Annotated in this window: 20 protein-coding genes; 14 read left to right on the top strand and 6 right to left on the bottom strand. The window is 66.5% G+C overall.

Annotated features, from left to right (window positions below):
• Window positions 1-53: 53 nt before the first annotated feature.
• The 3 genes from F4554_RS19125 (at window position 54) to F4554_RS19115 (ending at window position 4211) form a co-directional block, all read left to right on the top strand.
• Window positions 54-1835, top strand: a complete 1782-nt coding sequence (locus F4554_RS19125; RefSeq protein WP_179788830.1) for an ABC transporter transmembrane domain-containing protein — start codon at window positions 54-56, stop codon at window positions 1833-1835.
• Window positions 1832-3583: an ABC transporter ATP-binding protein gene (locus F4554_RS19120; protein ID WP_179788829.1), complete on the top strand. Its 1752-nt coding sequence runs from the start codon at window positions 1832-1834 to the stop codon at window positions 3581-3583. Before F4554_RS19125 ends, F4554_RS19120 begins: the two co-directional genes overlap by 4 nt.
• 139 nt (window positions 3584-3722) lie before the next feature.
• Entirely contained in the window at window positions 3723-4211 is a 489-nt protein-coding gene (locus F4554_RS19115; protein WP_179788828.1) for a GNAT family N-acetyltransferase, read from the top strand.
• A 251-nt stretch (window positions 4212-4462) separates the two neighbouring features.
• On the opposite strand, the gene F4554_RS19110 is transcribed toward F4554_RS19115, so the two are convergent.
• On the bottom strand, window positions 4463-5173 hold the full coding sequence (locus tag F4554_RS19110) for a VOC family protein (protein WP_179788827.1): 711 nt from the start codon (window positions 5171-5173) through the stop codon (window positions 4463-4465).
• A gap of 194 nt (window positions 5174-5367) precedes the next feature.
• Here F4554_RS19110 and F4554_RS19105 point away from each other — a divergent pair, with 194 nt between their 5' ends.
• Both F4554_RS19105 and F4554_RS19100 read left to right on the top strand, forming a co-directional pair.
• A complete protein-coding gene (locus tag F4554_RS19105; protein WP_179788826.1) occupies window positions 5368-5904 on the top strand; it encodes a GNAT family N-acetyltransferase in 537 nt (178 codons plus the stop codon).
• 141 nt (window positions 5905-6045) lie between these two features.
• On the top strand, window positions 6046-7176 hold the full coding sequence (locus F4554_RS19100; RefSeq protein ID WP_337796102.1) for a winged helix DNA-binding domain-containing protein: 1131 nt from the start codon (window positions 6046-6048) through the stop codon (window positions 7174-7176).
• A 41-nt stretch (window positions 7177-7217) separates the two neighbouring features.
• On the opposite strand, the gene F4554_RS19095 is transcribed toward F4554_RS19100, so the two are convergent.
• Together F4554_RS19095 and F4554_RS19090 are read right to left on the bottom strand one after the other, a co-directional pair.
• Window positions 7218-7898 carry a phosphotransferase family protein gene (locus F4554_RS19095; protein ID WP_238341345.1) on the bottom strand — a complete coding sequence of 227 codons (681 nt, stop codon included), beginning with the start codon at window positions 7896-7898 and terminating at the stop codon, window positions 7218-7220.
• A gap of 257 nt (window positions 7899-8155) precedes the next feature.
• Complete coding sequence (locus F4554_RS19090) at window positions 8156-8791, bottom strand: maleylpyruvate isomerase N-terminal domain-containing protein (protein ID WP_179788823.1); 636 nt, start codon at window positions 8789-8791, stop codon at window positions 8156-8158.
• 195 nt (window positions 8792-8986) lie between these two features.
• Here F4554_RS19090 and F4554_RS19085 point away from each other — a divergent pair, with 195 nt between their 5' ends.
• From F4554_RS19085 to F4554_RS19075, 3 genes are all read left to right on the top strand, one after another.
• Window positions 8987-9559, top strand: a complete 573-nt coding sequence (locus tag F4554_RS19085) for a DinB family protein (RefSeq protein ID WP_179788822.1) — start codon at window positions 8987-8989, stop codon at window positions 9557-9559.
• 76 nt (window positions 9560-9635) lie between these two features.
• Window positions 9636-10859 carry a GNAT family N-acetyltransferase gene (locus tag F4554_RS19080; protein WP_179788821.1) on the top strand — a complete coding sequence of 408 codons (1224 nt, stop codon included), beginning with the start codon at window positions 9636-9638 and terminating at the stop codon, window positions 10857-10859.
• 126 nt (window positions 10860-10985) lie between these two features.
• Complete coding sequence (locus F4554_RS19075) at window positions 10986-11330, top strand: HIT family protein (protein WP_179788820.1); 345 nt, start codon at window positions 10986-10988, stop codon at window positions 11328-11330.
• Between the two features lie 27 nt (window positions 11331-11357).
• On the opposite strand, the gene F4554_RS19070 is transcribed toward F4554_RS19075, so the two are convergent.
• Entirely contained in the window at window positions 11358-12614 is a 1257-nt protein-coding gene (locus tag F4554_RS19070; RefSeq protein WP_179788819.1) for an ROK family transcriptional regulator, read from the bottom strand.
• Between the two features lie 125 nt (window positions 12615-12739).
• On the opposite strand from F4554_RS19070, the gene F4554_RS19065 reads away from it, so the two are divergent.
• The 5 genes from F4554_RS19065 (at window position 12740) to F4554_RS19045 (ending at window position 19553) form a co-directional block, all read left to right on the top strand.
• Window positions 12740-14071: an ABC transporter substrate-binding protein gene (locus tag F4554_RS19065; RefSeq protein WP_179788818.1), complete on the top strand. Its 1332-nt coding sequence runs from the start codon at window positions 12740-12742 to the stop codon at window positions 14069-14071.
• Between the two features lie 145 nt (window positions 14072-14216).
• Window positions 14217-14987, top strand: a complete 771-nt coding sequence (locus F4554_RS19060) for a carbohydrate ABC transporter permease (protein ID WP_202889364.1) — start codon at window positions 14217-14219, stop codon at window positions 14985-14987.
• Window positions 14988-15058: 71 nt separating this feature from the next.
• Window positions 15059-15850 carry an ABC transporter permease subunit gene (locus F4554_RS19055; RefSeq protein WP_202889363.1) on the top strand — a complete coding sequence of 264 codons (792 nt, stop codon included), beginning with the start codon at window positions 15059-15061 and terminating at the stop codon, window positions 15848-15850.
• A 4-nt stretch (window positions 15851-15854) separates the two neighbouring features.
• Window positions 15855-17279, top strand: a complete 1425-nt coding sequence (locus F4554_RS19050) for a sulfatase (RefSeq protein WP_179788815.1) — start codon at window positions 15855-15857, stop codon at window positions 17277-17279.
• A 252-nt stretch (window positions 17280-17531) separates the two neighbouring features.
• Window positions 17532-19553 (top strand): NHL repeat-containing protein, encoded by a 2022-nt coding sequence (locus tag F4554_RS19045; protein ID WP_179788814.1) that lies wholly within the window; start codon window positions 17532-17534, stop codon window positions 19551-19553.
• Window positions 19554-19988: 435 nt separating this feature from the next.
• Here the strand turns inward: F4554_RS19045 and F4554_RS19040 are convergent, their stop codons facing one another.
• A complete protein-coding gene (locus F4554_RS19040; protein ID WP_179788813.1) occupies window positions 19989-21878 on the bottom strand; it encodes a S9 family peptidase in 1890 nt (629 codons plus the stop codon).
• Window positions 21879-21900: 22 nt separating this feature from the next.
• Window positions 21901-22509, bottom strand: a complete 609-nt coding sequence (locus F4554_RS33690) for a LuxR C-terminal-related transcriptional regulator (RefSeq protein ID WP_179788812.1) — start codon at window positions 22507-22509, stop codon at window positions 21901-21903.
• Window positions 22510-23196: 687 nt separating this feature from the next.
• Here F4554_RS33690 and lanKC point away from each other — a divergent pair.
• Window positions 23197-25803: a class III lanthionine synthetase LanKC gene (gene lanKC / locus F4554_RS19030; RefSeq protein WP_179788811.1), complete on the top strand. Its 2607-nt coding sequence runs from the start codon at window positions 23197-23199 to the stop codon at window positions 25801-25803.
• Window positions 25804-25823 lie beyond the last annotated feature (20 nt).

The following is a 25823-nucleotide window of genomic DNA, read 5'->3' as shown; positions in this document are numbered from 1 at the left end:
CACTGGCGGCAGAGAGTGTTGGCCAAGAGGCGTGCCGTTCGCAACGATGTTCCTTGGACCCGAACGAGCCAGATGGCGCCGATCCGATGGAGCAGATTCGTCCCGTGAGTGAATTGGTCGACTATCCCAGTACCCCGTGGCGCTACCTGTGGTGGCTCACGCGAAGCCAGGCGGGACGCGTCGCGAGGGGGACGGTGCTCGGCACCGTGTGGATGGTGACGCTTCCTGTCCCACCGCTCATGCTCGCCTTCGCGGTCGATGACGGATTGCGCCGCGGATCGATGGGGCGCGTCGTGCTCTGGGCGGTCCTCATCCTCGTCACCGGCATCGCGATCGCTGTGGTCGCGATCCTGAGGCATCGCACGATGACCCGAATCCGTACCGAGGCCGCCCTGCAGACCATCGAAGCGGCAATCGCGCAGAGCGTGCGACTGGGCGCGAGCCTGACCAAGCGGACAACGGCGGGCGAGGTCGTCGCCGTCGGCGTCGGCGACGCATGGACAATCGCTATGAGCTTGACGATTACCGGTCCGGGGGTTGGTGCCGTACTTGGCTACGCCGTCATCGCCGTCTTGCTGATGAAGATCTCAGTGGTGCTGGCGCTCATCATCGTCGTCGGTCTGCCGATCCTGCTCCTGGCGATAGGTCCGCTGCTGGGAAGGGTACGGATCCGGGTGTCGGACTACCGCGACGCTCAGGAACTCCTCTCGACCCGGATGGTCGACATCGTCTCCGGGCTGCGGGTGCTCGACAGCCTCGGCGGGAAGCGCCTGTTCGGCGAGCGCTTCGTGGGGGAGTCGCTCACCGTCGAGCGCACGGGGACACGGCTGGCTCGCAGCGAGAGCCTGGTGCAGGCAATCGCGGTCGGGCTACCCGCGCTCTTCCTGGCCTGCGTCGTGTGGGTTGCCGCGCACCTGAGTGCCGAGGGGGTCCTGACCGTCGGGGATCTCGTCGCCGTCTACGGCTATCTCATCGTCGCGGTGATGCCGATCTCGTCTTTCATCGAGAGTGCGAAGGACCTGAACCAGGCGTTGGTGGCCGCCGGCAGGGTCGTGGACTTCCTCGGACACTCGCCCGACCAGCGAGGACAGGTGACGCCGGCGGATACATCGTTCGTACTCGAGGACCCGGCGTCGGGCCTTCGAGTGAAGTCCGGCGAGTTCGCCGTGGTCGCGGGCGCTGACCGGGGAGCGATCTCCGCGGCGATCGATCGACTGGGTGGGGTCGTCGCGTCGGAGGCGACCTGGAACGGGCGGCAGCTGACGGAACTCGACCGGCATGCGTTGCGCAGCCGTGTCGTCGTCTTGGACGATGATGCCTTCGTGTTTCAGGGCAGCGCCCGCGACGTGGTGTCGAGCGGCCGCACGGTCGATCGTGCGCAGCTGGACGCGGTTGCGTCGGCCAGCGGCTTCGACGAGGTCCTCCGCGGCCTCACCGGAGGCTGGGATGCCGAGATCCTTCCGCGGGGAGCCAACCTGTCCGGCGGCCAGCGTCAGCGTCTGCGTCTCGCGCAGGCCCTTGCTCTGGAGCCGGAGGTGCTCATCGCCCTGGATCCGTTGTCCGCAGTGGATGCGATCACCGAGGCTCAGGTGGCGCAGCGAGTCCGCGAATCTCGGCGTGATTCGACGACCGTTGTGGCGACCACTTCGATCGCCGTGCTCGGTCTGGCGGACCTCGTGCACTTCTTCGAGGGATCCCGCGTCGAGGGGTCTCGCCTCGTGGCTTCCGGATCGCACGCCGATCTCATGAGGCAGGAGCCGCGCTACCGGCGGCTGGTGTCCCGCGATTCCGGAGACGATCCCTCCGATGCGGCGGCGTATGAGGTGGGGGCATGACGGGCGGAGACGTCCAGCGCGGATACCCCGTCGCGTCGCTGCGGCAGGTTCGCGGCGCGACCGCCGCACTCATCGGCTCCGACCGGCGCGGGTTCGCGGCCACGGTCATCGCCGGTGTCGCGGCGGCGGCACTGGGACTGGTCCCGCCGTGGTTGGTCGGGGTGATCGTGAACTCGCTCGGTGCGAGCACGGACACCGCGTCGGTCGACGTCCTCGGTGCCGCGCTCGTCGGCCTCGCGCTGGTGCAGGGCGTCCTCGCGGGCCTGTCGTACTTCGTGACGGCGCGATTCGGGCAGAAGGCCGCGCATCGTCTGCGGGCCCAGATGATCCAGCGCATCCTCGGCCTCCCGTCGCGCGTGGTCAACCACGGCGACGGCGGGGACCTGATGGTGCGCGCGACCACCGACGTCGGGAGGGTCACCGGCGTACTCGGCAATGCCATCCCGGAGATCCTGGTGGCGACCGTGCAGGTGGTGCTGACCTTCGTCTTCCTCGTGCTGCTCAGTCCGATCCTGGCTGGCGTCGCGGTCGTCGGGATGCTCGGCATCGCGGTGGTGACGCGCTGGTATCTGCGCCGGGCGACCCCTGCGTACCTGGCGCAGGCAGGCGCCTACGCGAAGCTCGCGGAATCACTCCAGTCGACGATCGCCGGAGCTCGCACCGCAGAGATGTATGAGCTGCAGTTGGTCCGCCGTGCCGAGGGCGATCGGCTCAGGAGCCACGCCCGTGGAGCAACCCTGCGGACACTGTGGCTCCGTTCGGTCCTCTTCCCGGTGGTCGACTCCTCCTATGTCGTTGCTCTCGTGCTAGTGCTGCTCGTCGGCGCCGGCCTTTATCTCGGCGGGGTCGTCGAGTTGGGCACGCTCGTGGCCGCTCTGCTCTATGTCCGCCAGGTGTCCGGCCCCTTCGACACGGTGCTGCTCTCCCTCGAGTCCCTGCAGAGCGGCATCGCGTCCTTCGCACGCGTCGAAGGTCTCGGCAACGAGGTCCCGACGTCAGAGCCTGCCACGCAGGAGCCGCGCGGTACGGCGATCCGGATCGATGCCGTGCGATTCGCGTACGACGGAGGGCCGGAGGTGATCCGCGGCGTCACCCTCGACATCGAACCGGGCGCCAGCGTGGCTATCGTGGGCGGTTCCGGAGCCGGCAAGACGACCCTGGCGCGACTGATCGCCGGACTTGAGCGTCCGGACGCCGGCTCCGTCACGGTCGGGGGAGCCAGCACCTTCGCCCTGCCTTCGGAGACGGCCCGCTCCCTGATCGCTCTGGTGACGCAGGAGCAGTACATCTTCAACGACACGATCCGGACCAATGTGCTCGTCGCGCGCCGCTCGGCGGACGACGGCGAGATTCGTCGTGCGCTCAAGGTCGTCGGCGCGGACTGGGTCGACGACCTCCCCGAGGGGCTGGACACGGTGGTCGGGTCTGCGCACGGCATGTCCGGCGCGCACGCCCAGCAGTTGGCGCTCGCCCGCGTCGCGCTCGCGGACCCGGCCGCCGTGGTGCTCGACGAGGCCACATCGCTGCTCGATCCGACCTCGGCACGACAAGTCGAGCGCGCCCTCGGGGCCCTGCTGGCCGGTCGAACGGTGATCGCCATCGCTCACCGGCTCTCGACCGCCGAGGATGCGCGCTCCATCATCATGATGGACGACGGTGTGGTGGTCGAAGCAGGAACGCACGATGAGCTGCTCGGCCGCCAAGGCCCCTACGCCAGGCTCTGGCGTTCATGGCATCTCGATCCCTGATGTCTACGTAGGAGGAGAGGCTCCCGGGTGAGCGGCGAGCGCGACCTGCTCATTCATGGGTTGGAGTTCGCTTGCGGGCCAGCGGCGCGGAGCAGAATGGTGTGGCGGTACGTGGCTCATGGGTGGCAAGGTGACGCGTATGTCTGAAGTCGTGCTACCGCTGACGGTTAGAGATCTGACTGCCGAGGACCTGTATCCGGGCTTCGGCGGGTGGTCGAAGACCTATCTTGAGGGCACCTTCACGGCACTCGACCGGGCGAAGCGCGGCGAGGTCGACTTCCTCGCAGTCTGTCCGCCGTCTGGCATTCCGGTGGCGACCGGCGGGGTCGACTATGCCAAGCCCTCGGGTATCGCACTCCTGTGGCAGCTTTCGGTTGATGCGCCGCTGTGTGGCTGTGGCATCGGCACGGTCCTCATCCAAGCGTTGGAGCAGCGGATCCGCGATCGCGGTCTCGCCTTGGCCGAGCTGGGCTTCGACGAGAAGAAGTCACGGCCACGCACACTCTATGAACGTCTCGGCTACGTCATCACGGGCCGCGAACCTGGAGCCTGGGACGAGGAAGCGCCAGACGGTACGGTCACTCGCTACGAAACGATGATCACGGTCATGCACAAGGAACTCGCCTAGTTTTCTGCCAGGGCCCGGCTCCCACCCCAATGGTGCGCGGATCCTTGGCTTAGTGAATGGGGGCGCCGTCCTCGAGCGGGCCGAGCGAATCGGGGCCAGCGGAGTTGGCTAGAAGCAGAAGGGGTGCCCGGCCGGATCGGCAGGGTCGGGACGCCGCGACGATTTACGCTTACGGCAGTCTGACCCCCCCGACGGTCCTTCGCAAGACAGAGGTAGATAGCGCAGCTCTGCGACTGGACGGGCGCTCCAGATCATTGTCCGGGTAAGCAGAGGCACACGGGGTGGCCGGCGGGGTCGGCATAGACGGGGCATGAGCCGCCCATGGCGGGCAGCGGGACTGCGCCGAGCCGCTCCGCGGTCTGGAGGATCGACGGGTTGTCGACGCTGATGTCGAGGTGCATTTGTTGCGGGTACGAAGGATCGGGCCAGCGCGGCCGCCGGTGACGGTCGATCTTGGTGAAGGCAAGCCGGGGGCGCGAGCCGTCATCGAGAGTGATCCAGTCGCCCCAGTCGTTGTCCTTCGGAATCTCCAATAGTGCGTTGTAGAACGCCGCGAGCGTTTGGTGGTTCTCGGAGTCGATGACGATCGAGCCGACCTTGGCGGGCCCGGGAACTTCGAAGAGGCAGAAGGGATGTCCTGCTGGATCGGCCCAGACATGATGCTCGGGGTGGTGGAGCAGGGTCGCGCCGGCTTCGGGTAGCCAGGCCTCTACGGCTGCCTGGTTCGGCACGGTGATGTCCAGGTGGATCTGCTGCGGGTAGTCGGGGTCGGGCCAGCGAGGCGGCTGCCAACGGTCGCCAACTGGATCGAACGCCAGTCGCGGTGTCGTGCCCTCGTGTCCTATGACCATCCAGTCGGGTGGCCTGCGGAGGATCTGCATACCGAGGAGTTGCACGTAGAACTCGGCCAGGCCCTCGGCGTCCGGACTTTCGATCACGACGTTTCTGATCCGCGCAGTCATGAGTGCAGCATCCCAGACTGTCTGGGATGCGCAGTCATGAGTGCAGCATCCCAGACTGTCTGGGACTCCTTGTGTCCCAGACAGCCAGCAACCCTTCTTCGCCGGCTACGTGCGCGCGATCGTATGACCGTCGGACGGCGGCTCCGACGTCGGCGATGTGTACAGCAGGGCGGCGTCGTTGGGATGATCCCGAGATGGCTTCCATCACGACAGCTCGGCTACTCCTCCGTGATGCCCACGACGGCGACCGCGTCGGGTTCATCGACATGCTCTGTGACCCCCTCGCAAGAGCTCATCTGGGAGGGGCCAGGTCTCGGGCCGACGCCGAGGCATCCCTGCGACCAGGACTGCTCAAGAGCCTGACGTCTCCTGAGGCGTCGTACGTGGTCGCCGATCGGGCAACGGATTCGTTCATGGGCACGGTGAGCCTCATCCGGCGGGATCCTGCGGCGCCTGGCCACATCCGTCCTGAGGGCAAGGAGCTTGAGCTGTCCTACGTCTTCCTGCCTGCCTTCTGGGGCAAGGGTTACGCGGAAGAAGCGACCAGAGCGCTACTGACCAGGACCGCGTCCGAACACGGCGGCGATGAGTCAGTGCTCGTAATCACCCAGTCCTCGGAACGCTCGCTCGCTTGCACTCATGAAGCGGCTCGGCTTCGTCGAGGAGGAGCAGTTCGAGCACTGGAACGCCATGCAGACCTTGGCCGTCGTCCAGTTGAGAGCTTTCGCTGAGGAATCGACTTCCGGCTCCGAGCCCGGGTGAAGCGACAACCCTGGTAAATGAACCCTCCTGTTGTAGGAACACGGGAGAGGTCCGCCCCGGCGACCAGTGTCTCTCCGTAGGGGAGGTGTGGCGTTCTCTTGCCTACAGCGGTGACGTGGGAGCAGGTGCTGGCGTGGAGGATGCGGCGCCAGTACCTCCTCGAGCGCGCGACGCCATCAGCGCTTGTCGACGTCGTGGCCAGGATTGGTGGGCTCCACGCCCAGGTGATGTCGTGTGTCGAACTCTCGTTGTGGGCGAGGGTCGACGGGCTGACGGCCGAGGATGTCCGAGAGGCGCTGTGGCGTCAGCGCACATTGGTGAAGCTGTGGGCGATGCGCGGCACCCTGCATGTGCTGCCTGCACGCGACCTCGGAGTGTGGCTCGCGGGGCTCGGCACCTACCGTGACGGTTGGTCGATGTACTCGATGCATGATCCGCTCATGCACGAACTCGCCGAGACGGTGGGTCACGCGCTTCGTGGCACGTTGCTGACGCGGGCGGAGTTGGCCGCCGAGGTGGGCCGACTCAGCGGGTCGATCGCCACGGGGGAGTCGCTGCAGGGTGGCTGGGGAGGCTCGCTGAAGCCGGCTTCGTTCCTGGGCAAGTTGTGCTTCGCGCCGAGTGACGGGCAGCGGGTCCGGTTCACCCACCCGGACACCTGGATCGGCGCGGCTCCAGTCCGCCCGGACGAGGACGCGGCGATAGCCGAGATCGTGCGGAGGTTCCTCGGGGCGTACGGACCGGCCACACCTGTTGATCTTGGAGGCTGGTGGGGTGCGACCCGGCGTGAGGCGAAAAGGATGCTCGCGCTGGTCGACGATCAGGTCACCGAGGTAGACGTCGAAGGTGAGCCGTACTGGATGCTCACCGACCAGGTGGGCGAACTTGCGGCGACTGAGCCGTCGGAGGTCGTACGGCTTCTTCCGGGGTTCGATCAGTGGACGGTCTGCGCGTCCCGACGGGTGGGACCTCGATCCCGACCCGGGCCGGGCGCACCGGCGCTCGACCCACGCCACCGAACCAGGATCTACCGGCTGCAGGGATGGGTGTCTCCCGTACTCCTCGTCGACGGCCGGGTCGAGGGCGTGTGGAGGCACGAGCGGAAGGGGCGCCGGCTGCTCGTCGACGTCGAAACATTCCGTCGGCTATCTCGCAAGACCCGCGAGTCGATCGAGGCAGAGGCGATGAGGCTGGCCGCGTTCCTGGGCGGCGTACTGGAACTCACGCTCACGTCCGGTTGAGAGGAGATAATGCAGAACCGGGAACGGTCCTGCGTCGGCCGCTACCAGGAGTTCACGGAGCTGCGGATGAAGTCGAGATCTCGTAGGTATCCACTGCCGTGCTTCCAGGGGTCGGGCTGTTCCCACTGTGCCTTCCACCCAGGTCGGTCCTCGGCCGCCCACGTACGCATCGTCTCGTATGCGGCCTGGACCCTGGAGGGCACCGTGGTGAGTAGCTCATCCCATTGGGACGGTGTGCAGCGGTAGGCCTTACGGACAGAGGCGAGCCGTTGTGAGACCGACGTCGATGCCGGCCAGCCCATCAGGGTGACGTTTTCGGGTGCGGCAAGTGGGACGAGGGTGTACGCGAGGTAGGCAAGGTCCCACATGCGCGGCCCCGGTGCGGCGGTGTCCCAGTCGACGAGCGCCACCGCTGTGTGACCCTGGCTGATCAGGTTCCAGGGCGCGGCGTCGTTGTGACAGATGACCTCCGGTCGCCCAGTGGCGACGGGCGGCAGTTGCCACTCTGGGACGGTGGGAGCCCACCCGGCAATGGCATCGTGGTAGGCCCGCAGAAGAGATGCAGAGCTCTCCAGCAGCTCCGGATGGAACAGCGTCGGACGAGGTGGCCAAGGAGTTTCTCCGCGTACAAGCGACAAGACTTCTCGTCCTTGCTCGTCGATTCCAAGGTACCGGGGGCGCTCCAGCGAACCCCACGGACTCCAGGTGCTGAAGAAGCTCATGCACCGCAGGCGACCACGGGCCGACTGGACGCCGGATCGTGTTGCCGATCCGTACGATCGGGTTGATCCCTCCGCGCAGGGCCTCCTCGCCCTCCTCGATGTCGGCCGCCATGCTCCGATGATCGCACTGTCACGCTGCCGGCGACGAGATGCGGCTGGTGAACAGCGGTGTGGAGGATCCGCCGGGTGCCCGAGCGGCTTCGAGGTCCACCTGTGGCCCTTCAGCCGACGGTGCGGTCCGCCCGGTCGGTCGAAGCCTACGGATCGATCAGACCCAGGTACGTCTCTCGTTGGTTTCCGCCTTCTCGTGGGCGGCAGCGTACGGCCGAATGCCAGCGCCAGTCCGGGCCTTGACGTTGGCGTCCCGCTAGCGCGATCCGCCCAGTGCACCAGAGCAGGACGTCAGTCGGATCGCCGTCCGGGGCGTCGGGGAACAGCCGCGCGATCGCCGGAACGCACAGTTCGGGGGGTGGGCGCCAACCGCTGCCCAGCGCAGAGGTGATGTCCCAGGTGTGCACCAGCCCGTCGACAACCCCCATCGCGAGCCAGCCAGCCGGGTCGGAGGTGCCCAGCGGGTGCCATGCACGAACGTCTGGATCGGCACAGGTGGCGGTGGCCCGAAGCAGTCCGGCGCAGGCACCGACAACCTGGAGCAGGTCTTCGGGGCCGGCCTCGTCGTTCGCGCGGACAAAGGCGGGTACGAACCGGTCGTTTGGTTGCGCGGCGATTTGAGCAGCCTGGGCGAAGTAGCTGTCGGCGATGTGCACAGCGGTTTCCCGGCAGGTCCATTCCAGGTCGCGAGCTGGTACAGACCAACCCGCGTCGCCGAGTGGCGTGAGCGCGCTGTGTATCTGCTGAACCACAGCGGTGATCAGCTCGGGTCGAATCGTCATGCTCGGCACGGTAGCGGCAGGTACAGACGAGTGCGCCCGGAAGCATCGCCAGCCCAGCAGCGCGGCCCCTGGTGGCGGTTTGGAGCGTCAGAGGCGGGTCCGGTTCCCCCAGGGCTTGGTGGCTGCCCGGCAAGCTCACTCGAGGCCGCATCCCCGACTGCTGCTGAGGTGTCGGCCCGCTTGTACGGTTCGACGATGGCATCGATCTGGCTCACCTCGATCGCGGCGCGGTATCGGGGGATTCTCGAAGACCTGGCCATCGCTGTCCGCACCTGTCCGGACGAGCTGTGGGAGGAGAGCTTGTACCCGGTCGATCTGTCCGAGCCGGAAGCGTGGACTCCGATCGATCCGGACGGGCAGCAGTTCGCGGACGAGGCGGTCGTCGAGCGCAAGCGGCGGGCCCAGGGCGCGGTGTGGCGGACCGCGTCGCACACGTTGTTCTTCACCGACGCCGACCTGTCGGCGATGGAGCAGGACTGGTTGCCGCGACCACCCTTGTCGCCGCATGATGAGGACTGGAACGTCGTTCCGCCGACGTACTCTCGCGAGCAGCTGCTGGACTACGTTGACCATTGCCTGCGCAAGGTTGACGAGGTGTTCGCCGTCCTGACCGACGAGCGAGCGGAAGAGCCCGTCGCCGACTCGCACCGCCACCGGGGGACGCCGGTGGGGGAGATGCTTGTGGTGGGCCTGGTCCACCTCCAGCTGCATGTAGCCCAGATCCGCACGTTCCTGGTGACCCGTGGTGTCCCCTGGGAGGGCGAGTAGCGGATGACCTCGGCCACTTCGGCGGCACCAGCCGCGGGATTGCCGGTGCATGAGTGGCTGCTGTTGGATGGCGGCCGTGACCGACTACGTCATTCGTGTTGTCCAGCCGGAGGAGCACCGCGCCGCGCACACGGTGTTCCGGGGCACCCTGCACGTCAGGCCCAGTACGGATGGGGACTGGTCGGAGCGCGAGCCGAGTTACGAGCTGGGCCGCACGTGGGGCGCGTTCCGGGATGAGGAGATGGTCGGTTCGGCACAGTCATGGTCTTCGGCGTTGGTGGTGCCTGGCGGTGAGGTAGTGCCGACGGCGCTGGTCAGCCGGGTCGGCGTACGTGCCGATCACACCCGGCGTGGAGTGTTGTCTGGCCTGATGCGTGCCCAGTTGGATGCGTTGACCGAGCCTTTGGCGACGCTGCGGGCCAGTGAGGGCGCCATCTACGGCCGGTTCGGGTACGGCGTGGCGTCTCGATACCGCCAGGTTCGGATCAGGCGGGCGCGTGCGAGATTCCGCCCGGAAGTACCCACCGGGCGCGGGGTTCGGCTGGTGTCCTTCGACCAAGCGCAGGAATTGCTGCCTACGATCTACAACCGCCTGGCATCGTCGGGGCGGCCAGGTTGGGTCCAGCGGCCGGCACACTGGTGGGCGGGCGTCCGACTGCGCATGGATTCGTACCCCAGCCCGGTCATGGTCGCGGTGCACGCCGGCGAGGACTGCGACGACGGATACGCCGTCTACACGGTCAGACGAGGGGACTTCGCCGATCCGGATGCGAAGACGGTGCTGCACCTGGCTGACCTCGTGACCCTGTCGACCGAGGGGTGGGCCGGCCTGTGGAGGTACTTGCTGAGCGTTGATCTGGTGACCGAGGTGGTGGCTGGGGGCCGGCCGATGGACGAACCACTCGAGCAGCTGTTCACCGATCGGCGGGCGCTGAGCACCGAGCGGATCAACGACGAGACCTGGCTGCGGATCGTGGATGTGCCGGCCGCGCTGGCCGCCCGACGATTCGGCCTGCTCGGCGCTGACACGGAGGAGTCGGTGGTGCTGGAGGTCAGGGACTCGATCCTGCCGGAGAACGCCGGCAGCTACCGGATCGGCGCCGAGCAGACTGAACGGGTGAGCGAACCGGCCGATCTGGTGCTCGACGTGGATGCGCTGGGTGAGCTGTATCTGGGCGATGTGACACCGACGGCGCTTGCGCAGGCCGGTCGGCTCGCGGCGCCGAACCCGAACGCGCTGCCGGTGGCTGACCGGTTGTTCGCGGTCAGCAGCGCGCCGTGGTGTGGCACCGACTTCTAGGCTCTACCGGTCCGCCCGAGCTGAGGTGAAGGGTAGCGCTGTCATGGACGGGTGCTTGTTCTGCGGGATCATCAACCACGACGTGGATGCGGCCCTGGTGGGGGAGGACGACCGTACCTCGCGTTCATGGACCTTCGCCAGCCGACCTGGCCGGAGGGGATACATGTGCTGGTCGTGCCCAGACGGCATGTGGAGCAGGTTGACCAGCTGGAGCCAGACGATGCGGGCGCGCTGATGAACGCGGTCGTTGGTGTGGCGCGTTCGGTGAAGAGTCTCTGTGCGCCGGAGGGGCTCAGCGTCTGGTCGTCGAACGGGCCGGCGGCGTTTCAGGAAGTGCCTCACGTTCACATGCAGGTACTCGCGAGGAAGCACGGTGACGGGCTGCTACGGATCTATGCCGAGCGCCCGCACCACCCGACGACAACCGAGCTGGCGCAGGTGGCGGCGAAGCTTCGGTCAAGCCCACTCTGAGGCCGTGAACACGGTTGGTGGTGTGCGTTACGCGACGTGCGTCGTCGTGGCCGTGGTGGGATCCTGGAAGATGCTTTCCACGGAGAGCATGGCGGCGCCGAGGAGTGGGCTTCGCTCTCCCAGCGGCGTGGGGATGACGTTGACGGGTTCGGTTCCTCGCGGAGAGTTGTATCGGCGTAGGGCGGCATGCAGGTCGTCGAGGAACGGTTCGGCGAGGTCGAGCACGTAGCCGCCGAGTGTCACCGCATCAGGGTCGAGTACGGCGGTGAGGGTGGCGATGGCTCTGGCGACGCCGTCGGCGACGTCACGCGTTGCGGTCCGGGCACGGGTGTTTCCGGCGTACGCCTTCGCGTGGACCCGTTGGGCGTACTCGTGGTAGTTGACCGGCGTCCGCGAGGGAGCGCCGCCGGTGGCTCGGCGGAAGGCCTCGAAACCGACGACGGTGTCGAGGCAGCCGCGGTTGCCGCACGCGCAGCGGTGGCCGTCCACCACGAACGGGATGTGCCCGAGGTTCCCTGCGAAGCCGCGGGCACCGATGGACAGTCGCCCGTCGGCGATGACCCCGCAACCGACTCCTCCGCCGATCTCGACATGCAGTAGGTCCCCGGTGATCCCGAAGCCGGTCGCCCGGCTGGTCGCGAGGGCGGACAGTCCGGCGACGGGTTCCATGAGGACCCGCCCTAGCTCTGGCGCCAGTTCAGCGGCAAGGAGTTCGCCGAGCGCTACGTCTCGCCATCCGAGCCACGAGGAGTCGACCACGACTCCGCGCTCGGAGTCCATGGTCGCGCCCACTGCGATTCCCACACCCAGTGCAGTGGTGCGTCCAGCCCGCCGCATCGCCTCGGCGATCGTGTCATGGACGAGTGCCACGACCGTGTGAGGTTGTGGCTTCAGGTCAAGGAGGACACGTGCCTCGCCGAGAGGTGTGCCGGACAGGTCCTGGACGATGGCACCGACGTGGTCGATGCGTATCTCGACGCCGACCGCTGTGACGTGGTGGCCGGTCAGGACGAGCTGAGTCGGTGGCCGGCCCCGGCCTCCTGCGGTGGGTGCGGTTGCCTCCCCGACGAGTTCGCGGCGCATGAGTTCGGCGACGACCTTCGTGACACCAGGCTTGGTCAGCCCGGTCGCCACCGCGACGTCGCTGCGTGAGGATCCGGGGTTGTCGCGGATGTGGCGCATCACGAGGCTCAGGTTGTGGGCGCGCATCCCTGCCTGTGACACCGACGCTGTGCGGTTGTGTGCTGCGGGGTGGTGCTCGCGCACGCGACGGCTCTTGGTCATCTCGCCTCTCTGAATCCTTGACGTCGAAGACACTACAGTGCACACTGCCATTTCGAGTACGCAGTTAACAAATTCTTCCTTCGTGACCCGCGCCAAGGTCGCGATCCCTGCCGAGGTGGTTCGGTATGCCTGCTCCTGCTCTGATCTCTCGCCGCCGTGTTCTGACCGCAGCCGGGGGAGCCGCGATCGCCGCCGGCCTTGCCGGCTGCGTCGATGGGCGACGAGGGGCGGATCGTACGAACACGCGCGGCGGTGCCGGTGGCGGCGGCGGTGGTTCCCGCGAACTGCAGTTCCTGCTTCTGGGGCCTACACCCGCCCTGCTGAAGCTGTTCAACGAGACGCTGATTCCTGGCTTCGCAAAGCAAGAAGGTGTCAAGGTCGTGTTGCAGACCTCGGACTGGGGGTCGGGGTTCCAGAAGGTCGTGACGGCGGCGGCGAGCAAGACCCTTCCGGACGTGCTGACGGTTGGTGGCATCTGGACCGCCCCACTGGCCGCGAAGGACGCGCTTCGACCTCTCGACGAGTACATGGGCGAGTGGTCGCCTCGCGCCGAGTACTACCCGTCTATGCTGCAGGACAGCTCATACCACGGCAGGATCTACGGCGTTCCCATCTATGCGGGGATTCCAACCGTCGCGTACCGCGCCGACCTGTTCGAGCGCGCGGGGCTCGATCCCGGCAAGCCGCCGGCCACGTGGGACGAGTACAAGTCCTACGCCGCACGACTGGTACGCAGGAAAGGCTCGGAGACCCTGACCCAGGGTGCCGACTGGGGCCTGGACACCTCGATCGGTCTCCAGCAGAGCTTCGCGCAACTGATGCTCCAGGCCGGCGGTCACTACTACACCGGTGACGGTAAGGCCAACTTCTCCTCCGCCGAAGGCCTGCGGGCTCTGGAATACCTGGTCTCCTTCTACAAGGAAGGTCTCTCCTCGGTCAACATTGTCGCGAAGCCGACCGCGCCGCTGCCGTTGGTGGCGGGTTCGTCGGCGATGTCGTTCGCCACCATGGGGGTCCTGGAGAACGCACGCACCAACAACGCGAAGGTCCTGCCGCACATTCGAGCCGGCAAACCGCTCGCCGAGGCAACGTCGGGAAGGCCCATCACGTCGGCGTGGATCAACAAGTTCGCGATCTCCTCCACCAGCAAGAATCCTGACGCGGCATGGAAGTGGCTCGCCTACATCAGCACCAAGCCAAATCTGGAGAAGCTGGACACGCAGTACGGTCTTCTCCCACCCCGCAAGGACCTGGCCAATGCCACCTACCTGCAGGACGTGCCGCGCAACTTCGTCGACGCCTCGCGGTATGTCGTACCACAGCCGGGTAATCCAGCCATGCTGCAGATCGCGCAGGTGATCAACACCCAGCTACAGCGGGCGATCCGGCTCCAGGCCAAGCCGGCGGCCGTACTGGAGCAGATGGACAAGGAGATCGACGGGCTGACCAATGGCTGAAGGAACCTTCACGCTGCGGCGAAGCGTGGCGCACCCGGGCCGTACTCCGCTGCAACGTCGAGCCCTTGCAGGTCAGCTCCTTCTGTCGCCGGCCGCCCTCGCGGTACTCCTGACCTCCGTCGTGCCACTTGGTATCGCTATCTGGTTGAGTCTGTGCGACTACGACCTGCTCAGACCGCCGCGGTTCGTCGGCCTGCACAACTACACCGCCATCCTCACCGACCCGGCCTTCTGGTCGGCGGTCAGGCACACCCTCGTCTTCGCCCTCGAGCAGGTGCCGCTCGGCACAGTCGTCGCACTCGCGGTGGCGGTTCTGTTGAACCAGGGCATCGCCGGGCGGGACGTGTACCGCACCATTATCTACCTGCCCCAGGCGGCTTCCTATGTCGTTGTGGCACTGGTATGGAGCTACCTGTACGATCCGGTGGTCGGCCCCGTCAACCTGGTGATCCGCGATGTGGGTTGGCCGACCGTCCACTGGCTCACCGACGCGCAACTCGCCATGCCCTCGCTGGTGATCATGAGCATCTGGCGCAATCTCGGCTACTTCATGGTGATCTACCTCGCGGCGCTCCAGGGCATCCCTCGGGAGCTTCGTGAGGCGGCCGCGATCGACGGGGCGAACGCGGTCCGGACCTTCCGCCACGTCACCCTCCCACTGCTGCGTAACGTCACGTCCTTCGTGCTCGTCACCTGGTTTCTCGGCGCCCTCCAGATGTTCACCCAGGCGTACGTCATGACCGGCGGTGGCCCTGTCGAGGCGACGACCACGGTCGTCTTCCGCATCTATCAGGAGGCCTTCCTGTACCTGCGGGTGGGACGCGCGTCGGCGATCGCGGTGATGCTGTTCGTGGTCGTGGCCGTCCTCACCCTCGCCACACGGTTGCTCGGGCGCCGGTGGGGAGCACGGACATGAGCAGGCCCGTCCCCGGACGAGTGCGGCAGTCGCTCCTCCAGGCAGCCGCGCTCTGCGTCGCGGCCGCGTACGTGCTGCCGTTGCTGTTCGTGGTCACCACGGCTCTGGCGCCGTCCGGCCAGGCGCTGGGCACCATCACCCCGAGCGGCTTCAAACCGGCCAACTTCAGCGACGCCTTGCACAGTGCAGCCTTCGGCACGATGTTCGTCAACAGCGCCATCGTGACGCTCGGCTCGACAGCAGTCCAGGTGGTGCTCGCCTGCATGGCCGGATACGCACTTGCGCGTATCGCCTTTCGCGGCCGGGAGGGGTTCTTCCTGCTGCTCATCGCTGTCCTGGTCATCCCGCCCGAAGTGACGCTCGTGCCGTTGTTCGTCCTCGTCAAACACCTCCCCCTCGAGGGAGGCAACGACATCCTGGGCCAGGGTGGGATCGGGCTGCTGAACACCCTGCCGGGCCTGATGTTCCCGCACCTGGTCAGCGCGCTGTCGATCTTTTTGATGCGACAGTTCTACATCGGGATGCCGGAGGAACTCGCCGACGCCGCACGTATCGACGGGGCCACCGAGTGGACGGTGTTGTGGCGAATCTTCACCCCACTTGCGTGGCCGGCGGTCGTGACCGTCGCCATCTTCGCCTTCCAGGGCGCCTGGAACGACTTCCTGTGGCCCCTGGTGATGACCAAGAGTCCCGACGTGCAGACCGTCCAGCTGGGACTGACGGTGTTCTTCCAGGAGAACACGACCCAGTGGTCGCTCCTCATGGCGGCGGTGATCCTGATCAGCGTCCCTGTTGTGGTCATGTTCCTGCTCGGGCAACGCACCTTCCAAGAGGGCGTCGCCACGGGCGCGGTGAAGGAGTGACGAGATGACCGAAGCGTGCCCGCGGCCGAACATCGTGTTCGTCCTGATCGACGACCTTGGCTGGGCAGACCTCGGCTGCTACGGGTCGACGTTCTACGAGACACCCCACCTGGACCGCCTGGCGGCGGCCGGTGCGCGGTTCACCAACGCCTACGCCGCGGCACCGGTGTGCTCACCAACCCGTGCCAGCATCATGACCGGCAAGTATCCCGCCCGGGTGGGTGTGACCCAGTGGATCGGCGGGCACGCCGTCGGGCGTCTGCGCGACGTCCCGTACTTCCACGAGCTACCCCTCGACGAGTACTCACTCGCCCGAGCGCTCCGCGATGGTGGCAGCTACCAGACCTGGCATGTGGGCAAGTGGCATCTCGGTGAGCGACGCACCTGGCCCGACCGGCACGGATTCGATGTCAACGTGGCAGGTTGCCAACTCGGACACCCACCGAGCTACATGAGCCCGTACGGCATACCGGCCATCGAGGACGGACCGCCCGGTGAGTACCTCACCGACCGGCTCACCGACGAGGCGGTCGCGCTCGTCGAGAACGCAGGCGACCAGCCGTTCTTCCTCAACCTGTGGCACTACGCCGTCCACACTCCCATCCAGGCTCCCGAGCAGTTGGTGAGGAAGTACGAGGAGAAGGCGAGGGCACTCGGACTCGACCAGGTAGATGCCATCAAGACCGGCGAGCCGATGCCTACCTGGCACCAGCGCCACGAGTACGTCCAGCGGCGAGTGGTGCAGTCCGACCCCGGCTACGCCGCGATGATCGAGAATCTGGACACCAACATCGGACGGCTGCTGGACGCCCTCGACCGTACCGGCAAAGCCGACAACACCATTGTGATCTTCACGTCCGACAACGGCGGACTGTCCAGTTGTGCGGGCTCGCCCACCTGCAACGCTCCGCTGGCCGAAGGGAAGGGCTGGATGTACGACGGCGGCCTGCGGGTCCCGTTGCTCATCCGTTGGCCCGGCGTGGTCGATCCGAACACGACCCTGCCCGACGTGGTCACGAGTCCGGACTTCTACCCGACCCTGCTGGAGGCGGCCGCCGTACTCCCGATCCCGCAGGCTCCGTACTCGCGGGCCGGGGAAGCGGACGGCCACACCTTCCTGCCATTACTGATGTCCGGTCAGTCCCAGAGCAGGCCGATCTTCTGGCACTACCCGCACTACGGCAACCAGGGAGGCACCCCCGGCGCCGCGGTTCGCGAGGGTGACTGGAAGCTGGTCAGGTTCTTCGAGGACAACCACGTCGAGCTCTACAACCTCGCCGAGGACATCTCCGAGACCCGCGACCTGGCAGGCACCAACCCCGCCACGGCAGCAAGACTGGATGCCACGCTCGAGCACTGGCTCCGAGAGGTCGAGGCGAGGATCCCCGCACCAAATCCCGTCAGCGCCTACGACGACCTCCCCGGCTGACGTCCGGGGAGGTCACACCCGCAGCCGGCCTCACGTTGGGAGCGGGGTCTCCACAGCGTCCTCACCGCCGGCGACAACGCTGGACGCATCCGCTCGCCTTCACCATACCGTCGGCAGTTTTCCTTCCTGCCGGGAAATCCATGGTTTTCGAACAGAACGCACGCCGTCGGGGTCTAGCTTGACCGACGGAATCGACGGAATCGACGGTTTCGAGGGGACTGGCGTTGTCGACGCGGCGGGGAGGGCGGCATCGTGCGGGGGCAGATCCGGTTTCAGGTACGCCGGCTGGCATGTTCTCTGGTCGCAATTGTGTCGGTCACATTTGTACTGCCGGGGGACGCTCAGGCGACAACGCTTCCAACTCGAGATGGCGACTGTACGGGCCCGGCCGTGCAGACATTCGGCCCTGCGTCGACGTCGGCCGCGATCGTAGGTGCGACTGTCCTTGGCGGCAACGCGTACGTCGTCACCCGCGGTGTGGTGCCTGCTCGGGTTGCCAAGATCAACATGTCCAGCCGCAAGGTCACCAACACGGCCACACTGCCGACTGGCGAAGGCGGATGGGCGACGACGGTCTCGGGCGGTCGCGTGTATATCGGCATGTATCCCGTACCGGATCTCTACAGGTACGACCCCAGCACCGGCAGCGTGACCAGGATCGGCCGGCTGGGTGGCGCCAGTGGATACATCTGGGCGCTGACCACCGCACCCGACGGCACCGTCTACGCAGCAACGTATCCGGACGGCGGAATCTGGGAGATCAAGCCCTCGTCCGGCACAGTCCGGCGTATAGCGCGTCCGGTTTCTGGGGCACAGTACGCGCGTTACATCGCAGCCGATGCCACCAACGTGTACGCCTCGGTGTACAGCCCGGGCCGACTCGTCTCCGTGAACCGAACCACCGGCGCCGTCCGCAACCTCAGCCCGTTCGCCGACCAGACCTTCGGACCAGTCGTCGTCGACCGTGACCGCCTGGTCACGACGTTCGATCGGCAACTGGTCACCATGAGCAAGACTGGCTCGAACTTCCGGACGGTCGCGCTGCCGCCAAACGAGGCGCTCATCGATGCGATAGCCGTGTCCGCGGACCGAACCATCTACGCAACGGCACGCCGCTCCGGATCGGTGTACCGCTACCGCACCGGCGAGGCCGGACTCACCGTCGTCGCCACGCCCTCTCCCAACGACGAAACCCGCGGGCTGTCCGTACTGTCCGACGGTCGACTGTTCGGCGCGGCGGGCAGCGGCGGTGTCTGGTGGGTCACGCCGTCGACGCGCAAGTTCGCGTTCATCGATCTGATCAGTGCCGGCCTGACACCCGGGCCCGACCGGCCGCAGTCGATCGCCTACGACCAAGGTCGGCAGGTGTTCGTCGGCGGCCACTGGGCGATCGAGACGTACAACCCGGCAACCGGGGCGCGAACCCGTGTGCGCGTGCCCGGCGAGGTCAAGGCAATGTTGGTTCTCAACCATCTGGTCTATGCCGCGTTGTATCCAGGTACGCAGTTGATCGTCTTCGACCCGGCCACCAAGTCTGTGCGCACGCTCGGCACGATCGAGTCCGGCCAGCAACGCCCGTGGGACATGGACTACGACCCACAGACCGGGCTCATCGCGGTGGTGACTGCGCCGGGAACCGGTTACCTCAACGGCGCCCTCGCGCTCTACAGTCCGACAAGCGGCAAGCTCGACGTCTATCGGGGCATCATGAACGGCGAGTCGGTTGTGTCCGTCGACGCGGAGAACGGAATCGCCTATCTCGGCGGCGACGTGCTCGGCGGCGGGGGTGTGACGCCGGTGTGGTACAGCGCCTCCGTCCTCGCCTTCGACCTCACGACCCGCCGGGTACTGTGGCAGGCCCGGCCGATGGCGGGTCAGCGCACCATCCAGGACCTGACCATCGCGAACGGCGACGCGTACGCAGTGGACAAGCGGGACCCGGGGGTGTGGTTCCGGATGAAGCTCACTACCCGCAGGGTCGTCCAGCAGGGCAATGTCGGCAGCTACGGCGAAACGCTGTTGCACCAGGGCCAGGTCCTCACCAGCGTCTTCACCGGCAACGTCTTCAATCTGGGGCCTGGCCTCGCCCAGCCGAAGCAGGTGGCCACCGGGCTCGGCAACCAGTGGCTGACCGATCCGCACCTGGCGCCGGAGACCGGCTGGTTCGCCTGGGGAGCCCAGGGCCGCAACCTGGCCCGGATTCGCATCGACCCTGCATGTGGCGTGACAGCCGCTACCCAGAAGAGCAAGCCGCGCTTCGACCTCGACCTCTAGGGTCTGTCTTCCTTGGCCGCCGCGCGGCTAGTAGCGGCCCCCGCCCGAACGCGAGGGTCTGGACGAACCGCCGCCGCGCCTCCTTGTAGACGACATCGAACGCCAGCGAAGACTTCCCCGACACGCCGACGACGGCAGTCAACCCGGGCCCGAAGGTCACGTCGACGTTGCGCAGGTTGTGCTCGGCGGCTCCGAGGACTCTCAACTCGACCTTCCCGCCGCAGTCAGGCCCGGAGCGATGCGATCGCGAGTGCTCATGGCACGCACCTCCGGAATCTCGCCCGCACGACACTAGCCTCGGGTAATCGCCGACCGCTACTGCATCGTCGGCCACGGTCCCCAGCCCGCCTTTGGCCGTGCAGCACACGGTGAGCCTGACAGGCTGTGACGACGGTGCGGCGCGGGGGCTGAGCACCGGCACCTTCGCGCTTCCACTCAGCCTTCGGCGCGGCCGCCGAGGTGTTCGGCGAGGAAGCGTTCGGCAGCGGCGTAGAACCGTTCGCGGTTCATCGGGTCGACCAGGCCGTGTCCCTCATCAGGAAAGAGAAGGTACTCATGCGGCACACCCCTCGCCCGCAACGCCTCGACGATCTGTTCCGCCTCGCGCTGCTTCACTCTGGGGTCGTTGGCGCCGTGCCCGATGAGCACCGGGATGCGGATCGCGTTGATCCGGCAGAGCGGCGACCGCGACCAGAGTAGGTCGCGCTCCACCACCGGGTCACCGATCTTGGCGTGCATGAACGCGACCATGGGTCTCCAGTACGGCGGTATCGACTCCACCAAGGTCAGCAGGTTCGAGGGACCGCAGAGGTCGATCGCACAGCAGAACAGGTCAGGTGTGAACGCGGCGCCCACCAGCGCGGCATAGCCACCGTAGGAACTGCCCATGATGGCGACCCGCTCCGGATCGACCCAGCCCTCGGAAACGCAGTAGTCCAGCGCGTCGACCAGGTCGTCGTGCATCCGGCCGGCCCATTCCTTGTCGCCGGCACTGCAGAATGCCTTTCCGTAGCCCTTCGAGCCCCGGAAGTTGACCTGTACGCAGACATAGCCGCGGTTGGCAAGCCACTGCACGTCCGGGTTGTACGTCCAGAAGTCCCGCGACCACGGTCCACCGTGCACGTAGAGAACCGCGGGCTGATCATGTCGGGGCACTCCTGGCGGGAAGGTTACGTACCCGTGCACCCGAAGGCCGTCCCGGCTGACGATGTCGTACGGCTCGACCCGTGCCAACCGGAAGTGCTCCAAGTCGGGTTGGACGGTAAAGAGCAATCTCGTGCGGGCGGTCGTGCGATCGTGGACGTAGTAGCGCAGCGGTCCGTCCGAAGGTGTCACCGACACGAGCCAGGTGCCGTCGTCACCTACCGACCGGCCGATGCCCAACTCTCCGTCGACGTCGATCGTCGCACGCATCCGTGCGAACGCAGCCTCGAAATCCGGGTCCAGGAACGTCCACTCCTCACGATCCCTGGTGACCACCACCGCCTGCGGCTCAAGCGTCTCCGGATGCAGCACGACCCGGGTGATGTCGACCTCGGCGTCCGCCGCGAGCACCTGCTCCGCGCCGGTGTCGGTGTCGACGGAGATCAGCTTGGCGGCATTCGAGTCGTACGACGTGAGTAGTAGCAACCGCCCGTCCCTGGTGAAGCCGAGGACGTCACCACCGGCCGCACCCTCCGCGGTGGGAAGCTCACGCCACGGTCGGAACCCACCGGTGCCGTCCGTGCGGAGGTGGATGACTATGCCGCCGTCCTCGCTCATTGTGGTCCCGCCGCGCACGCTGAGGTCGGAGTCGACGAGCCACGACGCGAAGCCCGGGTTGTGTTCGACGAGCGACAGCTGTCCGGTCCGCAGGTCGTACCCCCACACATCGTGCAGTTTGGGGTTGTCCTTGTTGAGTGCGATCAGCAGCGTCGTCGGATGCCGATGTGTGTGGGCAAGCAGCCTGGCCTGCGTGGCGGCAGGCGTGACACAGCGCGTCTCACCGGTTTCGAGGTCGAGGGCGTACAGCCGCCAGTTCTCGTCGCCGTCGTGATCCTGCAGATAGATGAGTGTCCTGTCATCGTGGCAGAAGCCGAACATCTGAATGCCCTTGCCGCGGTCGGTCGTGACCGGCCGGGCCGGGCTCGACTCGTCGAGCGGTCCGATCCAGACATTGAGGACGCCTTCGACCGGTGCCAGGTAGCCGATTCTGGTTCCGTCCGGGGAAAGCTCCGGCGTGCTGCGGTAGGGGCTTCCATAGAGGACAGCACGCGGGATGAGGGGAACCGGGAGGCCGGGTCCGTCCGTACGTCCAAGCCGTCGGTGGGTTTGAGGATCAGTCATGGCAGATCAGACCAAGCCCTTCTCAGATCCAGCCCTTTCCTCGGGCGATGCGGACGGCGTCGAGGCGGTTGCGGGCGTGGAGCTTGTTTATGATCACGGAAAGGTAGTTGCGCACTGTGCCGGGAGCGAGGTGGAGCCGGCGGGCGATCTCGCAGACGGAGGAGCCTTCCGCGGCCAGGTTCAGGACGTCATGTTCACGAGACGTGAGCAGGTCGCCTGCGGTGTACAGGGCGTTGACCGCGAGCTTGGTGTCGACGACGAACTCGCCGCTGGACACCTGCCGGATGCAGTCCGCGAAATGTTCTGCCAGCGTTTCATCCATCACCACGAAGCCACGAGCCTTGGCATCCAGCGCCTGCCGAAGTGCGCGTGGCGTGCCTATGCCGGTGAGGATCAACGTCTCGCACGTCGGCAGGAACTCACGCAGTTTGCGCGCGGCGGCGAGGCCGTCCATATTCGGCGGATCGATGTCGATCACCGCAACGTCGGGCTTGACCCTTCGCGCCGTCGGTAAAACGTCTTCACCTCGCGGCAACTCCGCGACGACCTCGATGTCCCCCTCGTGAGCCAGAAGCGCGACGAGTGCGCCCCTTACCAGCGTGATGCCTCCAACAATTAGCACACGAATCACTGTGCCGCCCCCCACGCACGTCCAGAATCACCAGCATGCCCAAGCGCACACATCGCCCAGCGATCGCTGGGCCCCACCCCTGATCCAACCCTCTGCGTTCGTATGACCTGGACCAGTAACGATCCGCCTCGGAATCGGTTACGGTCCACTCTGGCCAGATTCCCTACTTCGACCGGCAGTGGCCTGACACCCCGGTCTCGCGGCCACGTGGGCGATCGGGCGGGACTGACAGCGGGTAATGAGGCGCAGCCGGCCGACAGGAGTCGACGGGACGCCGGCGTGGAAGACAATCCCTCACACCCCAGCCACCGACAACAGCTTCTTGAGCCGCAGCACCTGGAGCAATGGCTAATCTGGTCCTGACTCGCCGCAGATTGCGGAACTGCCATGAGAACTACAGGCAGCACACGCTGCCGTCAAGATCCCGCTCTCAGGCTCGCGCAAGATGAGTCAGATCCATCGCGAGATGGGTCTGTACTCCAGGAGCTCGCTGATGGCCCAGTGAGCTTCATCTCGCCCTGTGGAAGGCGCAGCCGTCGGGGCCCATCGGCAGGTGAGTGAGAAATTCATGATCCGCAGTGGATTCCTCACCTCGTCGGATGACATTGATCACTGGAAGCGCCGCGTACCGATCCGCACTATGTGTGTGAAGTCGAAGGTTCTGAGTGCGACACGTCGGAGGACTTCATGGATCAAGGGTACGAGACGTTCTGCTTCGCCGACCCCTTGTTCTACGACGCAATGCATTCCAGCGAGACAGCGGGGGAGTCCTTCTCGACTGCTGACCGGGAGCTCCCAGCGGAATGGCAGCGTCATGAGCAGGACGACTGGTTCACGTTCAGCTCGCACGGTGCCCCGGCTCTGCCGCCACAGGGGTGGAAGATCCACGCCTCAGCATGCGTGGACAACGCGCCGCGCATCCTCGATGCAGTTTGGGACTACTGCGTACCCCGTGGAATCCGGTTCAAGTTTCTACGCTCGCCTGCCGCCCTCGTGGCCAGGGTGTCGAAATACGCCCCCCGCGGCTTCAGCGGGAAACTCGTCACCATCTATCCCGTCGACGACGCCGCCTGTGAGAAGATCCTCGTCGAGCTTGGCGAGTTACTCGAGGGTGAGCCCAGCCCCTACATCCTGACCGATCTGCGCTGGGGCAGGGGTCCGCTCTACGTTCGGTACGGCGCGTTCGCCAACCGGCGTTACTTCTCCGCCGACGGCCAACTGGTCTCGGCAATCGAGGACGACACCGGCGCGCTGGTGCCCGACAGCCGTGACCCCATCTTCCGTGTACCGCACTGGGTAAGGCTGCCCGAGTTCCTGGCGCCGCACCTGGCAGCGCGCAACGCGGTCACACTGGCCGACGTCCCGTACACGATCGAACGCGTCGTGCACTTCTCCAACGGTGGCGGAATCTATGTCGGCAGGTGCACTCGCACTGGCGAGCAGGTCGTCCTGAAGGAAGGCCGTCCGCACTCGGGCCTCGACGGCCGCGGGCACGATGCGACAACGCGGATCGAGCACGAGTACGACATGCTCCGAAGGCTCGCCGGGATACCCGGGATTCCCAAGGTGCGCGACCTGTTCTGGTTGGGGGAACATCGCTTCCTGGCAATGGAGTACGTCGACGCGGTCCCGCTGAACAAGGCGATCGTCCAGCAGTACCCGTTGATCGACCCGGCAGCCGGTCCCCGGGAGTACAAGGACTACACCGACTGGGCGCTCGACATCTACCACCAGATCGAGACCACCATCGACGCGGTGCACGAGCGCGGCGTGGTCTACGGGGACCTGCACCTGTTCAACATCATGGTGCGAGACGACCAGACAATCGCATTGCTGGACTACGAGGTCTCCGCCTCGGTGGACGACCCGACACCGCCCGGCCTGGGCAACCAGGGCTTCACAGCTCCACCAGGAACCACGGGGTTCGACGTCGACCGTTACGCCCTGTCGTGTCTGCGGCTGGCGCTCTTCATCCCGATGACCAGCCTGATCTGGTTGCACCGAGGCAAGGCTCAGCACTTCGCGGAGGCCATCCGCACGCACTTCCCCGTACCTGAGGCCTATGTACAGAAGGCTCTCCAACTGATCGCACCTGAGCCGGCACCGCTCCTGGCCATCGAGCCGGACGAGCGCCACTGGCCCGAACTTCGGAATGCTCTGGTGCGCGCCATCCTCGCCAGTGCGACACCAGGACGCGACGATCGGTTGTTCCCTGGCGACATCGAGCAGTTCGTGCTCGGAGGGTTGGGCCTCGCCTATGGTGCGGCCGGCGTGCTGTATGCCCTCTCGGCGTCCGGCGCGGGCCGGTTCCCGCAGTACGAGGACTGGTTCGTTCGCCAGGTCCGGAACGTGCCGAGCAGCACCCTGCCCGGACTTTACGACGGCCTGCACGGCGCCGCGTTCGTGCTCGACCATCTCGGGTACGAGCAAGAGGCACTCGATGCCGTCGACCGCTGTCTCACCGGCGACTGGGAGTCGCTCGGCCCAGACCTCGCGAGTGGCTTGGCCGGCGTCGGCCTCAACCTGATGCATTTCGCCGCGCGGACAGGGGATCCGACGCTTCGAACGGCAGCGCTGCGCGCCGCCGAGTTGACGGTCGACCGGATCGGGTCGGATGTCGGCGAGCCGGCGCCAGGTGACGAACCGCCGATCAGTGGGGGAGGGAACCCCCCTGCGGGGCTGCTGCGCGGCAAGGCAGGATCGGCGTTGCTCCTCATCCGCGTGTACGACGAGACTGGCGACATCGGCTACCTCGACCAGGCTGCGGTGGCGTTGCGCCAGGATCTGCTGCGGTGCGTCGTACGAGACAACGGAGTGCTGGAAGTCAACGAGGGCTGGCGAACGATGCCCTACCTCGACTCCGGAAGCGTCGGCATCGGGCTGGTCCTCGACGAGTATCTCGCCCGCCGACACGACAGCCAGTTCGCCGAAGCCAGCAGCCGGATATCCCGGGCGGCACAGGCCGAGTTTTACGTCCTCCCAGGTCTCTTCTCCGGACGAGCAGGCATCTTGCTCTACCTCGCCAGCCAGTCGCCGTCACCTGCCGCGGATCCGTTGGTGTCCAAGCAGGTCAGTGGTCTTGCGCTCCCGGCCGTCCCGTATGGCGGCGGCATCGCCTTTCCCGGCACGGCGTTGCTTCGCCTCTCGATGGATCTCGCGACCGGTACGGCCGGCGTTCTGCTTGCGCTCGGCGCCGCTCTCCACGATCGACCGGTGACGTTGCCGCTCATCACGACCGCCGCTCGACCGGCCACCACCCCACGAGTTCCCGCACCAGCCGGTGCGGGGTTGTAGAAAACCTCAACCCAAAGGAG

The sequence above is a fragment of the Actinopolymorpha rutila genome (assembly GCF_013407855.1).
Taxonomy (GTDB): Bacteria; Actinomycetota; Actinomycetes; order Propionibacteriales; family Actinopolymorphaceae; genus Actinopolymorpha; species Actinopolymorpha rutila.
Note: the sequence above shows the minus strand (reverse complement) of the source record. Positions and strands in the feature narration are given on the sequence as shown.